This is a genomic window from Nocardioides sp. NPDC057772 (assembly GCF_042798075.1).
GTDB lineage: Bacteria > Actinomycetota > Actinomycetes > Propionibacteriales > Nocardioidaceae > Nocardioides.
On the sequence record NZ_JBHVKN010000052.1, the window covers coordinates 12,135 to 27,249 of the forward strand.

The 15,115-nt window shown below is 70.6% G+C and carries 12 protein-coding genes; 11 read left to right on the forward strand and 1 reads right to left on the reverse strand.

The features are described from left to right. Positions 1-25: 25 nt before the first annotated feature. Entirely contained in the window at positions 26-2,530 is a 2,505-nt protein-coding gene (locus ACFVJS_RS11600) for an FAD-dependent oxidoreductase (protein WP_378879744.1), read from the forward strand. A 69-nt stretch (positions 2,531-2,599) separates the two neighbouring features. Here ACFVJS_RS11600 and ACFVJS_RS11605 read toward each other — a convergent pair whose 3' ends face one another. Next, positions 2,600-3,277, reverse strand: a complete 678-nt coding sequence (locus ACFVJS_RS11605; protein ID WP_378879746.1) for a GntR family transcriptional regulator — start codon at positions 3,275-3,277, stop codon at positions 2,600-2,602. Positions 3,278-3,403: 126 nt separating this feature from the next. Here ACFVJS_RS11605 and glyA point away from each other — a divergent pair, with 126 nt between their 5' ends. The 10 genes from glyA to ACFVJS_RS11655 are packed head-to-tail and all read left to right on the forward strand — an operon-like array spanning position 3,404 to position 15,076. Further along, entirely contained in the window at positions 3,404-4,699 is a 1,296-nt protein-coding gene (glyA, locus tag ACFVJS_RS11610) for a serine hydroxymethyltransferase (protein WP_378879748.1), read from the forward strand. Then, positions 4,699-5,916, forward strand: a complete 1,218-nt coding sequence (locus ACFVJS_RS11615) for a sarcosine oxidase subunit beta family protein (protein ID WP_378879751.1) — start codon at positions 4,699-4,701, stop codon at positions 5,914-5,916. Before glyA ends, ACFVJS_RS11615 begins: the two co-directional genes overlap by 1 nt. Before the next feature lie 12 nt (positions 5,917-5,928). After that, positions 5,929-6,219 (forward strand): sarcosine oxidase subunit delta, encoded by a 291-nt coding sequence (locus ACFVJS_RS11620; RefSeq protein ID WP_378879753.1) that lies wholly within the window; start codon positions 5,929-5,931, stop codon positions 6,217-6,219. Beyond that, complete coding sequence (locus ACFVJS_RS11625) at positions 6,216-9,125, forward strand: sarcosine oxidase subunit alpha family protein (RefSeq protein ID WP_378879756.1); 2,910 nt, start codon at positions 6,216-6,218, stop codon at positions 9,123-9,125. The genes ACFVJS_RS11620 and ACFVJS_RS11625 overlap by 4 nt, the downstream gene beginning before the upstream one ends. Then, positions 9,118-9,753: a sarcosine oxidase subunit gamma gene (locus ACFVJS_RS11630; protein ID WP_378879759.1), complete on the forward strand. Its 636-nt coding sequence runs from the start codon at positions 9,118-9,120 to the stop codon at positions 9,751-9,753. The genes ACFVJS_RS11625 and ACFVJS_RS11630 overlap by 8 nt, the downstream gene beginning before the upstream one ends. Then, complete coding sequence (locus ACFVJS_RS11635) at positions 9,753-11,126, forward strand: L-serine ammonia-lyase (protein ID WP_378879760.1); 1,374 nt, start codon at positions 9,753-9,755, stop codon at positions 11,124-11,126. Before ACFVJS_RS11630 ends, ACFVJS_RS11635 begins: the two co-directional genes overlap by 1 nt. A 23-nt stretch (positions 11,127-11,149) precedes the next feature. Beyond that, entirely contained in the window at positions 11,150-12,034 is an 885-nt protein-coding gene (locus tag ACFVJS_RS11640) for a bifunctional methylenetetrahydrofolate dehydrogenase/methenyltetrahydrofolate cyclohydrolase (protein WP_378879762.1), read from the forward strand. Beyond that, positions 12,031-12,915, forward strand: a complete 885-nt coding sequence (gene folP / locus ACFVJS_RS11645; RefSeq protein WP_378879765.1) for a dihydropteroate synthase — start codon at positions 12,031-12,033, stop codon at positions 12,913-12,915. Before ACFVJS_RS11640 ends, folP begins: the two co-directional genes overlap by 4 nt. Continuing rightward, positions 12,912-13,766, forward strand: coding sequence for a methylenetetrahydrofolate reductase (locus ACFVJS_RS11650; protein ID WP_378879766.1), 855 nt, complete (start codon positions 12,912-12,914; stop codon positions 13,764-13,766). Before folP ends, ACFVJS_RS11650 begins: the two co-directional genes overlap by 4 nt. Beyond that, a complete protein-coding gene (locus tag ACFVJS_RS11655; RefSeq protein ID WP_378879769.1) occupies positions 13,763-15,076 on the forward strand; it encodes a bifunctional folylpolyglutamate synthase/dihydrofolate synthase in 1,314 nt (437 codons plus the stop codon). The genes ACFVJS_RS11650 and ACFVJS_RS11655 overlap by 4 nt, the downstream gene beginning before the upstream one ends. Positions 15,077-15,115: the final 39 nt, after the last annotated feature.

Genomic DNA, 15,115 nt, shown 5'->3' on the forward strand with positions numbered 1-15,115 from the left:
CACCCGAAATCTCACGGAGAAGCTCATGCCATCGTCCCGCAGCACCGCCTCGCCCCGCACAGTCATCATCGGCGCCGGCATCGTCGGCACGAACCTCGCGGACGAACTCGTGTCCCGCGGGTGGTCCGACATCACGGTCATCGAGCAGGGCCCGCTCAGCCTGCCCGGCGGCTCGACCTCCCACGCGCCCGGTCTCGTCTTCCAGATCAACCCGTCGAAGACGATGACCCTGTTCGCCAAGTACACCGTCGAGAAGTTCATGGGCCTGGAGAAGGACGGCCTGAACTGCTTCAACCAGGTCGGTGGCCTCGAGGTCGCGACCACCGAGGCCCGCGTCGCGGAGCTCTACCGCAAGCTCGGCTACGCGAAGTCGTGGGGGATCGACGCCCGGGTCATCGGCCCGGCCGAGTGCAAGGACCTCTACCCGCACATCGACGAGTCGCAGGTCCTCGCCGGCCTGCACATCCCCACCGACGGCCTCGCCCGGGCGGCGCGTGCCGTCGACCTGCTCATCGAGCGTACGCAGGCGGCCGGGGTCACCTACCTCGAGCACACAGCGGTGACCGGAGTCCTCCAGGAGAACGGCCACGTCACCGGCGTGGAGACCACCAACGGTGTGGTCGAGGCGGACATCGTCGTCTCCTGCGCCGGCTTCTGGGGCGTCGAGGTGGGGAAGATGGCGGGCACCGACGTACCGCTCCTCCCGCTGGCCCACCAGTTCGTCAAGACCACCCCGGTCCCGGCCCTCGCCGGCAAGCACGAGCTCGCCGACGGCGCGACCCTGCCGATCCTGCGCCACCAGGACCAGGACCTCTACTTCCGCGAGTGGGGCGAGGTCTACGGCATCGGCTCCTACGCCCACAAGCCGATGCCGTACGTCGCCGCCGACCTCGGCCCGACCCCGGAGCACGTCGACGACGAGAACATGCCGTCGCGCCTCGACTTCACGCCCGAGGACTTCGAAGGCCCCTGGGACGAGTGCCGCAAGCTGCTCCCGTGCCTGCAGGAAGCGGAGATCGCGGAGTCGTCGTTCAACGGCATCTTCTCGTTCACGCCCGACGGCGGCTCGCTCGTCGGCGAGTCCCGCGACCTCGACGGCTTCTGGGTGGCCGAGGCCGTCTGGGTCACCCACTCCGCCGGCGTCGCCCGGGCGGTGGCCGAGGTCCTGACCACCGGCCGGTCGCAGTACGACCTCGCCGACTGCGAGCTCAACCGGTTCGAGGAGACGCAGCTGGCCCCGGCGTACGTCAGCGAGACCTCGCAGCAGAACTTCGTCGAGATCTACGACATCCTGCACCCGCTGCAGCCCAAGGAGTCGCCGCGCAACATCCGGGTCAGCCCGTTCCATGCCCGCCAGGTCGAGCTCGGCGCGTTCTTCCTCGAGGCCGGGACCTGGGAGCGGCCGCACTGGTACGAGGCCAACGCATCCCTCCTCGACGAGCTGCCGGAGGAGTGGAAGTCGCCGACGCGCGACGACTGGTCGGCCCGCTACTACTCGCCGATCGCGGCCGCCGAGGCGTGGAAGACGCGCACCGCGGTCGCCATGTACGACATGACGCCGCTGCGCCGCCTCGAGGTCTCCGGCCCTGGTGCCGAGACGCTGCTGCAGCGTCTCACCACCGGTGACGTGAGCAAGAAGCCGGGTGCGGTGACCTACACCCTGTTCCTCGACGAGCAGGGCGGGATCAAGAGCGACATCACCGTCGCCCGCCTCGAGGACGAGCTCTACCAGGTCGGTGCCAACGGCCCGGTCGACCTGGCGTACCTGCGCCGGGAGGCCCGCAAGCTGCGGGCTGAGAACCCCGCCCTCACCGCGGAGATCCGCGACACCACCGGCGGCACGTGCTGCATCGGCCTGTGGGGTCCGCTGGCCCGGGACCTGATCGCCAAGGTCAGCGCCGACGACTTCACCAACGACGGTCTGAAGTACTTCCGCGGCAAGCGGGCCACGATCGGCGGCATCCCCGTCACGGCTCTGCGGCTGTCGTACGTCGGCGAGCTCGGCTGGGAGATCTACGCCTCCGCGGAGAACGGCCAGAAGCTGTGGGACGTGCTGTGGGAGGCCGGCCAGGAGCACGGCGTCATCGCCGCCGGCCGGGCCGCGTTCGGCGCGCTCCGGCTGGAGAAGGGCTACCGGTCCTGGGGTGCCGACATGACCACGGAGCACGACCCGTACGAGGCGGGCGTCGGCTTCGCGGTGAAGACGGCGAAGGAGGACTTCGTCGGCAAGGCCGCGCTCGAGGGCCGCTCGGTCGAGACCTCGTCCCGTCGCCTCCGTTGTCTCACCATCGACGACGGCAAGTCCATGGTGCTCGGCAAGGAGCCCGTGCTGTCGGGGGAGACCGCGGTCGGGTACGTCACCAGCGCGGCGTACGGTTTCACGATCGGCAAGCCGATCGCCTACGCCTACCTTCCGGCGGAGATCGGTGAGGGGGATCAGGTCGAGATCGAGTACTTCGGTCAGCGGATCCCGGCGACCGTCACCCCGGAGCCGCTCTTCGACCCGGAGATGAGCCGCCTGCGCGGCTGACCTGTGGGGGTCCGGATCGGGCGTCGGTCGTATGGCCGGCGCCCGATCGTGCGTCTCGCGAGAAAGCTGTCAGAGAACGCGACGGATCTCGGTCGCGAAGCTGTCGACGTGCTCGCGGGTGAGCCGCTCGGCGCGCTCGGCGTCGCCGTCGGCGATGGCGTCCAGGAGCTGGGCGTGCTCGGCGATGTGGGACGCCAGCTCGGGGAGCTTGTCGACGACCAGGCACCAGATCCGCGTGGCCAGGTTGTCGTAGCGGACCAGGACGTCCTCGAGGTGCTTGTTGCCCGTGGCCCGGTAGATCATCCGGTGCACCGACAGGTCGAGCCGCATCAGCGTGGGCCGGTCGTCGCCCGACGCGCCCACGCCGCGCACCCGCGCGGCCATGGCGCGCAGCTCGGCCCGCATCGGCTCGGTCGCCGCCGTTGCCGCCCGGTGGGCCGCGAAGGGCTCGAGCTGCTGGCGCAGGTCGGAGATCGCGCCCAGCTCGGTGACGTCGACCGGCGTCGCGAACGTGCCTCGGCGCGGATAGGAGACGACCAGATGGTCGGTCTCCAGACGCTTGAGCGCCTCGCGTACCGGCGTGCGGCCGAAACCGAGGGAGTCGGCGAGCCGGCCGTCGTTGATCGGCTCGCCCGGCCTGATGTCGAGCATGATCAGCCGGTCCCGGATGCGCTCGTAGGCGGCGTACGCCAGTGAGGTCGGCGGCGCGCCGACCGCCGGCCGGACGGGCGCCTGAACGTCGGTCATTCCATGTCACCACTTTCTTTGATCGAACCGTCTGATCTGGGCCGTTGACAGGTGTCTTCGCCACCAAGCATACTGGTGACCCGGAACTGATATATCAATCGTACTTCAAAAGTTTGGGAGCTCACCGTGGTTGACGTCTTGACTGCCTCGCTTGCGGACCTCGATCCGGAGGTCCGCGAGCAGATCGACGCCGAGCTGAGCCGCCAGCAGACGACGCTGGAGATGATCGCCTCGGAGAACTTCGCCCCCGCCGCCGTCATGGAGGCCCAGGGTTCGGTTCTCACCAACAAGTACGCCGAGGGCTACCCCGGCCGTCGCTACTACGGCGGCTGCGAGCACGTCGACGTCATCGAGCAGCTCGCCATCGACCGTCTCAAGGCGCTCTTCTCCGCGGAGTACGCCAACGTGCAGCCGCACTCCGGCGCCCAGGCCAACGCCGCGGCGATGTTCGCGCTGCTCGAGCCGGGCGACACCATCCTCGGCCTCTCGCTGGCCCATGGCGGCCACCTCACCCACGGCATGAAGATCAACTTCTCCGGCCGCCTCTACCAGGTCGTGCCGTACGAGGTCAGCCGCGAGGACTTCCTGATCGACATGGCCGAGGTCGAGCGCCTCGCCCTCGAGCACCGGCCCAAGCTGATCGTCGCGGGCTGGTCCGCCTACCCCCGTCAGCTCGACTTCGCGGAGTTCCGCCGGATCGCCGACCTGGTCGGCGCCCGCCTCATGGTCGACATGGCCCACTTCGCCGGCCTGGTCGCCACCGGCCTGCACCCGAACCCGGTGCCCTTCGCCGACGTCGTCACCTCGACGACCCACAAGACCCTCGGCGGCCCGCGCGGCGGCGTCATCCTCACCAACGACGCCGCCATCGCCAAGAAGATCAACTCCTCGGTCTTCCCCGGCCAGCAGGGTGGGCCGCTCGAGCACGTCATCGCCGGCAAGGCGGTCGCGTTCAAGGTCGCCGCGGAGCCGGAGTTCCGCGAGCGCCAGGAGCGTACGCTGCGGGGCGCCCGCATCATCGCCGAGCGGCTGCTCGCCGACGACGTCGCGGCCTCGGGTGTCTCCGTGGTCAGCGGCGGCACGGACGTCCACCTCGTGCTGGTCGACCTGCGCGACTCCGAGCTGAACGGCCAGGACGGCGAGGACCGTCTCCACCGCATCGGCATCACCGTCAACCGCAACGCGGTCCCGTTCGACCCGCGTCCGCCGATGGTCTCCTCCGGCCTGCGGATCGGCACCCCCGCGCTCGCCACCCGCGGCTTCGGCGACGCCGACTTCACCGAGGTCGCCGACATCATCGCCGCCGCGCTGAAGGACGACTTCACCGAGGAGACGGCCGACGCGCTGCGCAGCCGGGTCACGAACCTCGCCGAGAAGCACCCGCTCTACCCCCACCTCATCGAGTCGAACGGAGCCGAGTGATGGCAGACCTGCTGCCCGAGCACCCCGACTTCCTCTGGCGCAACCCGGAGCCCAAGTCCTCCTACGACGTCGTCATCATCGGCGGTGGCGGCCACGGCCTCGCGACCGCCTACTACCTGGCGAAGAACCACGGCATCACCAACGTCGCCGTGCTCGAGCGGGGCTGGCTCGCCGGCGGGAACATGGCCCGGAACACCACGATCATCCGGTCCAACTACCTGTGGGACGAATCCGCGGCGATCTACGAGCACTCCCTCAAGCAGTGGGAGGTGCTCCCCGACGAGCTCGACTACGACTTCCTGTTCAGCCAGCGCGGCGTGCTCAACCTCGCCCACACGCTCCAGGACGTACGCGACTCGGTGCGGCGCTGCGAGGCCAACCGCCTCAACGGGATCGACGCCGAGTGGCTCGACGCCGACCAGGTGAAGGAGGTCTGCCCGATCATCAACACCAGCGACAACATCCGCTACCCGGTCCTCGGAGCGACCTACCAGCCGCGGGCGGGCATCGCCAAGCACGACCACGTCGCCTGGGCGTTCGCCCGCAAGGCCGACGAGCTCGGTGTGGACCTGATCCAGGACTGCGAGGTGACCGGGATCCTCAAGGAGGGCAACCGGGTCGTCGGCGTGCAGACCAGCCGCGGCACGATCGCGGCCGGGAAGGTCGCGCTCTGCGCGGCCGGGCACTCCAGCGTCCTCGCCGAGATGGCCGGCTTCGACCTGCCGATCCAGTCGCACCCGCTCCAGGCGCTCGTCTCCGAGCTCCACCAGCCCGTCCACCCGACCGTGGTGATGTCGAACCACGTCCACGTCTACGTCTCCCAGGCCCACAAGGGCGAGCTCGTCATGGGCGCGGGGGTGGACGCGTACAACGGCTACGGCCAGCGCGGCGGGTTCCACGTGATCGAGGAGCAGATGGCGGCAGCCGTCGAGCTCTTCCCGATCTTCGCCCGCGCGCACCTGCTCCGGACCTGGGGCGGCATCGTCGACGTCACGCCGGACGCCTCCCCGGTGGTCGGCAAGACGCCGATCGACCAGCTCTACGTCAACTGCGGCTGGGGCACCGGCGGCTTCAAGGGCACGCCCGGGGCCGGCTGGACGATGGCGCACACGATCGCCCACGACGAGCCGCACGAGTACAACGCACCGTTCGCCCTCGAGCGATTCAGCACCGGTGCCCTCATCGACGAGCACGGCGCAGCCGCCGTGGCCCACTGAAAGGAGCCGACGATGATCCTCATCAGCTGCCCCGACTGCGGGCCCCGCGACGAGACCGAGTTCCACTACGGCGGTCAGGCCCACGTGCCGTACCCGGAGGACCCGCACGCCCTCAGCGACGAGGAATGGGGTCGCTACCTCTTCTACCGCGAGAACACCAAGGGCATCTTCGCCGAGCGCTGGGTCCACAGCGCCGGCTGCCGCAAATGGTTCAACGTCCTCCGCGACACCGTCACCTACCGCATCGCCGCCGTCTACCGGAACGGCGAACCACGCCCCACCCTGGATGGAGACCCGCAGTGAGCACGACGTCGCACCGCCTCCCAGACGGCGGCCGCATCGACCGATCCACCCGTCTCACCTTCCATGTCGACGGCCAGGAGTACGCCGGCCACGCCGGTGACACCCTCGCCTCGGCACTGATCGCCAACGGTGTGCTCGAGTGCGGTCCTTCGCTGTATCTGCAGCGTCCCCGCGGCGTGCTCGCCGCCGGGGTGGAGGAGTCCAACGCGCTGGTCCGGCTGCGTCGCCCCGGCGACGCCGTCGCCGAGTCGATGCTGCCCGCCACCGCCGTCGAGCTCGTCGACGGGCTGCAGGCCGACTACCTCAGCGGGCTCGGCGAGCTCGACCCCGCCGACGACACCGCGATCTACGACAAGTTGTACGTCCACACCGACGTGCTCGTCATCGGCGCCGGCCCCACCGGGCTCATCGCGGCCCGCACCGCCGCCGCGTCCGGCGCCCGCGTGATCCTGATCGACGACCAGCCCGAGCTCGGCGGGTCGCTCCTCTCGAGCCGCGGCCTCAGCGTGGACGGCGTCGACAGCGACACCTGGCTGCGCGACGTCGCCGAGGAGCTCGCCGCAGCTCCCGAGGTCACGGTGCTCACCCGGACCAACGCCTTCGGCAGCTACGACGCCAACTACGTGATCGCGCTCGAGAGCCGGCTGGACCACCTCGACGCGGCCGCCAAGGCGGCGCTCGACGGGCTGTCGCGTCAGCGCCTGTGGCACATCCGGGCCCAGCAGGTGATCATCGCGACCGGCGCCCACGAGCGTCCGCTGGTGTTCGCCAACAACGACCGCCCCGGTGTCATGCTCGCCTCCGCGGTCCGCACCTACCTGAACCGCTACGGCGTCGCAGCCGGCTCCAACATCCTGCTCGCGACGACCAACGACAGCGCCTACGAGGTCGCCGCCGATCTGACCGACGCCGGGATCGCCGTGGCGGCCGTCGTCGACGCCCGCACCGAGCGGTCCGAAGCCGCGCGCCGCGCCGAGGAGGCCGGCATCGAGGTCGTCCTAGGCTCGGCCGTCCTCGACACCGCCGGTGACCCGCGGGTCACCGCCGCGACGGTGTCGCCGATCGACGCCGACGGCGCCGCGGTCGGCGAGCGGCGAGAGATCGCCTGCGACGTGGTCGCCGTCGCCGGTGGCTGGAGCCCTGTGGTCCACCTGCACAGCCAGCGCCAGGGCAAGGTCCGCTGGGACGAGGATCTGGCCGGGTTCATCCCAGACGGCCAGGTCGCCGACCAGCAGATCGTCGGATCGGCCCGCGGCAGCTACACCCTCGACGCGTGCCTCGCCGAGGGTCGGTACGCAGCTGCGACCGCGCTGCTCGCCACCGGCTTCATCGACTCGGCCGAGGCTCCGACAGAGCCGCTTCCCGCGGCGACCGGCGACGGCACCACCCGCGCCCTGTGGCTCGTGGCCGAGGCCGGCGTCCCGCTCGACGATCTGGTCGACCACTTCGTCGACTTCCAGCGCGACCAGACGGTGCACGACGTGCTGCGGGCGACCGGCGCGGGCATGCGCAGCGTGGAGCACGTCAAGCGCTACACCTCCATCAGCACCGCCAACGACCAGGGCAAGACCTCCGGGGTCAACGCCATCGGGGTCATCGCGGCCGCCCTCAACGACGGTCGCAGCCCCGGTGAGATCGGCACCACGACGTACCGCGCGCCGTACGCTCCGGTCCCGTTCGTCGCGCTCGCCGGTCGTGAGCGGGGTGACCTGTTCGACCCGGCCCGGCTCACTTCGATCCATCCCTGGCACGTCGCGCACGGCGCCGAGATGGAGATCGTGGGGCAGTGGCTGCGGCCCTGGTACTACCCGCAGGACGGCGAGTCGCTCGACGAGGCCGTGCTCCGCGAATGTGCCGCGGTCCGTGAGTCCGTGGGCATGATGGACGCGACCACCCTCGGCAAGATCGAGGTGTGGGGGAGCGATGCCGGTGAGTTCCTCAACCGGATCTACACCAACGCCTTCAAGAAGCTCGCCCCCGGCTCCGCCCGCTACGGCGTCATGTGCACGCCCGACGGGATGATGTTCGACGACGGTGTCACGCTCCGTATCGACGAGGGCCGCTACTTCATGACGACGACCACCGGTGGCGCCGCCAAGGTCCTCGACTGGCTCGAGGAGTGGCACCAGACCGAGTGGCCGACCCTGGACGTCAGCTTCACCTCGGTCACCGAGCAGTGGGCCACCGTCGCCGTCGTCGGCCCGAAGTCGCGCGAGGTGATCGCCAAGATCGCCCCCGACCTCGATGTCAGCAACGAGGCGTTCCCGTTCATGACCTTCCGGGAGACGACCCTCGCCTCGGGCATCCCGGCCCGGGTGTGCCGGATCTCCTTCTCCGGCGAGCTGGCCTTCGAGGTCAACGTCGAGACCTGGTTCGGTCCGCAGGTGTGGGAGGACATCCACACCGCCGGCCAGGAATGGTCGATCACGCCGTACGGCACCGAGACCATGCACGTGCTCCGCGCCGAGAAGGGCTACCCGATCGTCGGCCAGGACACCGACGGCACGGTCACCCCGCAGGACGCCGGCATGGAGTGGATCGTCTCCAAGGCGAAGGACTTCGTCGGCAAGCGGTCCTACAGCCGGGCCGACACCTCCCGCACCGACCGCAAGCACCTCGTCTCGGTGCTCCCCGTCGACAAGTCCTTCCGGCTGCCCGAGGGCACCCAGCTGGTCGAGTCCGGTACGCCGATCACTCCTGCCGACGGTCCGGTGCCGATGCTCGGGCACGTGACCTCGAGCTACCACAGTGCCGCGCTCGGGCGCTCGTTCGCCCTGGCGCTCATCAAGGATGGCCGCAACCGCATCGGCCAGACCCTCGTCGCTCCGGTCGGTGACCGACTGGTCGACGTCGTCGTCGCTGAAACCGTCCTCTACGACCCGGAAGGAAGCCGCCGCGATGGTTGAGACCACGATCGAGCCGCTCGACAAGTTGATCGGAGGGCTGCGCGTCAGCCCGGCCCAGCACCTCCACGGCGCCTTCGTCGACGCCGGTGTCACCGGCGCCTTCGGGGTGCGGCTGCGCGAGGAGCAGTTCCTCACCATGGTGGGCCTGCGGGTCGCGGTCGGGTCGCCCGACCGGGCACGCCTGGCCAAGATCGTCGGTGCCGAGCTCCCCGCCCGGTGCGGCGAGGTCGCCACGGGTCACGACGTGGTCGTGCTGTGGCTCTCGCCCGACGAGTTCCTGGTCATCTCGCAGAGCGTGGCGGGTTCCACCCTGGTGTCCTACCTGCGCGCAGGGGTCTCGGAAGGTGGTGCCGCCGCGGTCGTCGACCTGTCGGCCAACCGCACCACCCTCCGGCTCGAGGGCCCGTCCGCGCGGGCGGTCCTGGAGAAGGGCTGCCCGCTCGACCTCCACCCGCGGGTCTTCGCGCCGGGCAGGGCGGTCGTCACCAACATCGGTCGTGTCCCGGTGATCCTGTGGAAGGTCGAGGCGGACTCCTACCGGATCCTGCCGCGGGCCTCGTACGCCGACTACCTGGGCCGCTGGTTGGTCGACGCCATGGCCGAGTTCAAAGTTCTGGGATCCGGCTGATGGCACTCAGCGTCTTCGACATGTTCTCCGTCGGCATCGGGCCGTCCTCGTCCCACACGGTCGGCCCGATGCGCGCGGCGGTGCAGTTCACCGATGCCCTGAAGGCGGGGTCGCTGCTCGACGCCGTCGCCCGGGTCCAGGTGGAGCTGTTCGGTTCTCTCGGCGCCACCGGACACGGCCACGGCTCCGACAAGGCGGTCATCCTCGGCCTCGAGGGCAACCGTCCCGAGACCGTCGACACCGACAACGCGGACGCCCGGGTGGCCGAGGTCCGAGCCACCCGCCGGTTGCGGCTCTCCGGGGCGCGCGACATCGAGTTCGACGCCGACGACGTCGTGATGCACCGCACCCGGACGCTGCCCGCACACCCGAACGGGATGATCTTCCGGGCGTTCGGTGACAGCAGCGAGGTGCTCCAGGAGAGCACCTACTACTCGGTCGGCGGCGGGTTCGTCGTCGACGAGGACGCGGCCGGTGCCGACCGGATCGTCGAGGACTCGACCCCGATCCCGTACCCGTTCACCACCGGGGCGGAGCTGCTCGCGGTCTGTGCCGAGTCGGGCAAGCGGATCAGCGACGTCATGATGGCCAACGAGCTGGCGTGGCGTACGGAGGAGGAGGTGCGCGGCGAGCTGCTGCACATCTGGTCGGTCATGCAGGAGTGCGTGCACAACGGCTGCACCCGGGTCGAGCCCACCCTGCCCGGCGGGCTGAAGGTCCCGCGGCGCGCTCCCGGCCTGTACGCCCACCTGCACGCCTCCACGGACGAGACCGACCCGCTCCGGGCGATGGACTGGGTCAACCTCTTCGCCCTGGCGGTCAACGAGGAGAACGCCTCGGGCGGCCGGATCGTGACCGCCCCGACCAACGGCGCCGCGGGCATCGTCCCAGCGGTGCTCCACTACTACGAGAAGTTCGTGCCCAGCGCGGACGAGGATGGCATCGTGAGGTTCCTCCTCGCCGCCGCCGCGATCGGGATCCTGTTCAAGATCAACGCGTCGATCTCCGGGGCCGAGGTCGGCTGCCAGGGCGAGGTCGGCTCGGCCTGCGCGATGGCAGCCGGGGCGCTGTGCGAGGTGCTGGGCGGCACCCCGGAGCAGGTCGAGAACGCTGCCGAGATCGGCATCGAGCACAACCTCGGCCTCACCTGCGACCCCGTTGGTGGCCTGGTGCAGATCCCGTGCATCGAGCGCAACGCCATCGCCAGCAACAAGGCCATCAACGCCGCCCGCATCGCAGCCCGCGGCGACGGCAGTCACCGGGTCTCCCTCGACGCCGCGATCAAGACCATGCGCGAGACCGGGGCCGACATGAAGATCAAGTACAAGGAGACCTCCCGCGGAGGCCTCGCCGTCAACGTCATCGAGTGCTGACGGGTTCGGGAGAAGGAGAAGCCATGACCACCGCAGCAAGGATCGACGGCAAGCGGGTCGCTGCCGAGCTGAAGGCCGGGCTCGCCGTGCGGGTGAAGATGCTGCACGAGGCCGGGATCGACCCCGGTCTCGGCACCATCCTCGTCGGTGACGACCCCGGCTCCCACTCCTACGTCGCCGGCAAGCACCGCGACTGTGCCGAGGTGGGCATCGCCTCGATCCGGATCGAGCTCCCCGCGAGCGCGACACAGGCGGAGATCGAGGCTGCGGTGCAGCAGCTCAACGAGGATCCGAGCTGCACCGGCTTCATCGTCCAGCTGCCGCTGCCGCCGCACGTCGACACCCACCGGGTCCTGGAGCTCATCGACCCGGACAAGGACGCCGACGGGCTCCACCCGACGAACCTCGGCAAGCTGGTGCTCGGCACGCCGGCGCCGCTGCCGTGCACGCCGCGCGGGATCATCGAGCTGCTGCGGCAGCACGACGTGCCGATCACCGGCCAGCGGTTCTGCGTGATCGGCTGCGGCCTGACCGTCGGTCGGCCCCTCGGGCTCATGCTCACTCGCCCGACCGAGCACGCCACCGTGACCCTGTGCAACATCGAGACCCGTGACGTCGCCGCCCATACGCGGGCCTCGGACGTCATCGTCGCCGCGGCCGGCGTCGCCCACCTGGTCAAGCCCGACTGGGTCAGTCCCGGTGCCACCGTCCTCTCCGTCGGCATCACCCGCACCATCGAGGGCATCCTGGGCGACGTCGACCCGAACGTCGACGTCGTCGCCGGCAAGATGACCGGCGCCACCGGCGGGGTCGGCCCGATGACCCGCGCGATGCTGCTGACCAACATCGTCGAGATCGCCGAACAGCAGCTGGCTGCCAGGGAGGCGATCGTCGGGGCACTGACATGACGGCGGTGCAGCTGCCCACCGACACCGCTCAGCGGTGCCAGGTGATGGGCATCATCAACGTCACTCCCGACTCCTTCTCCGACGGCGGCCGGTTCCTCGACGTCGACGCGGCCGTACGCCGGGGCCTGGAGCTCATGCGGGACGGCGCCGACTTCCTCGACGTCGGCGGCGAGTCCACCCGGCCCGGTGCCCAGCGGGTCAGCGAGGCCGAGGAGCTCGCCCGCGTGATCCCGGTGGTCGAGGCCCTGGTCCGCGGCGGGTTCCCGGTCTCGGTCGACACCATGCGGGCCTCGGTCGCCCAGCAGGCGGTCACGGCCGGAGCGGTCATCGTCAACGATGTCTCCGGTGGGCTCGCCGACCCCGAGATGCTGCCGTTCCTCGCGGAGGCGGACGTCACCTGCGTACTCATGCACTGGCGGGCGCACTCCACCCGGATGGACGACTTCTGCTTCTACGACTCGGTCGTCGACGACGTCTGCGCCGAGCTCCGCGGCCGGGTCGAGTCGGCCCTCGCCGCCGGCGTACGCGCGGAGCGCATCGTCCTCGACCCCGGTCTGGGGTTCGCGAAGAACGCCGCCCAGTCCTGGGAGCTGCTCGCGGCCCTGCCGAGGCTGCACGAGCTCGGCTTCCCCGTGCTCGTCGGGGCGTCCCGCAAGCGGTTCCTCGCCGAGGCCGCCGCGTACGGACGACGTGACCCGGACGTGCCTGCCGATCGGGACGAGGCGTCGGACGCCGTCGCCGCGGTCGCCGCGGCCGGGGGAGCCTGGGGCGTACGCGTCCACTCGGTCTCCGGCGCCGCGGCCGCCTCCAGAGTGGCTGCTCGCCTGCGGGCCTCCACGGTCGCCACCGGGTTGGTCGGCGCCCGAGCGGGGGAGCGGTGAGCCGCCGCACGGCCGCCGCCGTCGTACGTCGCCTGCTGCTCAGCGCGCGCTACGAGGTCCTGCCCACCGATGCCATCGAGGGGGTCGTCACCGCCTCCCTCCCGGCCGGGCGGACGATCACCGTGACCGCCTCCCCGGCCAAGGGTCTGGAGCGAACCGTCGACCTGTCGATCCGGCTCGCCGGCCACGGGTACGACGTCGTGCCCCACCTCGCCGCGCGCATGGTCTCGAGCCGCGCCGAGCTGGCCGACATCACCGGTCGGCTGAAGGCGGCCGGCATCGAGAAGGTCTTCGTGCCCGCCGGCGACGCGGAGAAGCCGGGTGCGTTCCCCGGAGCGCTGGAGCTCCTCGAGGCCCTCGTCGACCTCGGCGACCCGTTCCGCCACGTCGGCGTGGCCGGCTACCCGGAGGACCACCCGACGATCATCCACGACCGGCTGGTGCAGGCGATGTGGGACAAGCGCCACCACGCCACCGAGATCGTCAGCAACCTCACCTTCGACGACCGAGCCCTCACCGACTGGGTACGCCGCGTGCGCGCCCGTGGCGTCACCACACCGATCCTCGTCGGACTGCCCGGCCCGGTCGAGCGCACCAAGCTCCTCTCCATGGCGACCAAGATCGGGGTGGGGGAATCGACGCGGTTCCTCGCCAAGAACAAGGGAATGTTCGCCCGCATCGCCGCACCCGGCGGCTACTCGCCGGAGCGGTTCCTCACCCGCGCCGCGCCCGGGCTTGACGGCGCGGAGGCCGCGGTCGCCGGCCTGCACCTGTTCACGTTCAACCAGGTCGCCGAGACCGAGGCCTGGCGCCGTGACCTGCTGGCCCGCCTCGGAGGTGACCCGCTTTGACGGACACAGCTCTCGACCTCGATGTGGCAGACGTGGATCGCCGGCTCCTCGCCCGCTGGCCGGAGACGAGGGTCGCTCCGTCCCTGGAGCGCATCCGGGCGGTGATGGACGGGCTCGGGCAGCCGCAGCGCGGCTACCGGTCGGTCCACATCACCGGAACGAACGGCAAGACCAGCACCGCGCGGATGGTGGAGGCGATCCTGCTCGAGCTCGGCTCGACGGTCGGCAGGTTCACCAGCCCCCATCTCACCGACATCCGGGAGCGGATCAGCATCGGCGGCCGGCCGATCTCGCACGAGGGTTTCGTCCGCGCCTACCAGGACGTCCTGCCCGCAGCCCAGGCCGTCGACCGCGAGAGTCCCACGCCGCTGTCGTTCTTCGAGATGACGGTCGCCATGGCCTACCAGGCGTTCTCGACCGCCGCCATCGACGTCGCCGCGGTCGAGGTCGGCATGGGCGGCATGTGGGACGCGACCAACGTCATCGACGCCCCCGTCGCCGCGATCCTCCCCATCGGGCTCGACCACGTCGACCAGCTGGGCCCGACCAGGCTCGACATCGCCGCTGAGAAGGCCGGGATCATCAAGCCCGGTGCGCTGGCGGTGACCGCGCGTCAGACGCCCGAGGTCGAACAGCTCCTCCGGACTCATGCCGACGCGCATCTCGCCAGGCTCATGGTCGAGGGGCGTGACTTCGGCCTGAGGGACCGGCGCGGCTCCGACGACGGGCAGACCATCTCCGTCGACGGTCTCGCGGGCCGCTATCCCGAGGTCCCACTCGGTCTGCACGGACGCCACCAGGCCCACAACGCCGTGCTCGCGATCGCGAGCGTCGAGGCACTTCTCGAGGAGACGATCCCGCTGGACGCGCTGCGACGAGCACTGGGTTCGGTCCGGTCACCCGGCCGCCTGGAGGTGCTGCCCGGCACCCCTGCCGTGGTCCTCGACGCCGCCCACAACCCCGACGGCACCCGGGCCCTGGCTGCCGCGCTCCCAGAGCTGGGCCCGCGCCCGACCGTCGCCGTGGTCGCCGCGCTGGGCGACAAGGACCTCGCCGGCATGCTCGCCGAGCTCGAGCCCGTGGTGACCACGATGGTCTGCACCCGCAACAGCAGCCCGAGATCGCTCTCCGCCCAGGACGTCGCCGCCGCGGCGCGGAAGGTGCTGGGTGCCGCTCGGGTCGTGGAGGTCGACGACCTCGCCGACGCGCTCACCGAGGCGACCGAGACCGCCTGCACGGCCGGAGGCCAGGTGCTGGTCACCGGCTCCGTCGTGACCGTCGGTGAGGCGCGCCGACTGCTGGGCCTGTGAGCCTTCTGGGCATGTGAAACGGGCCTGCCCCGACCGATC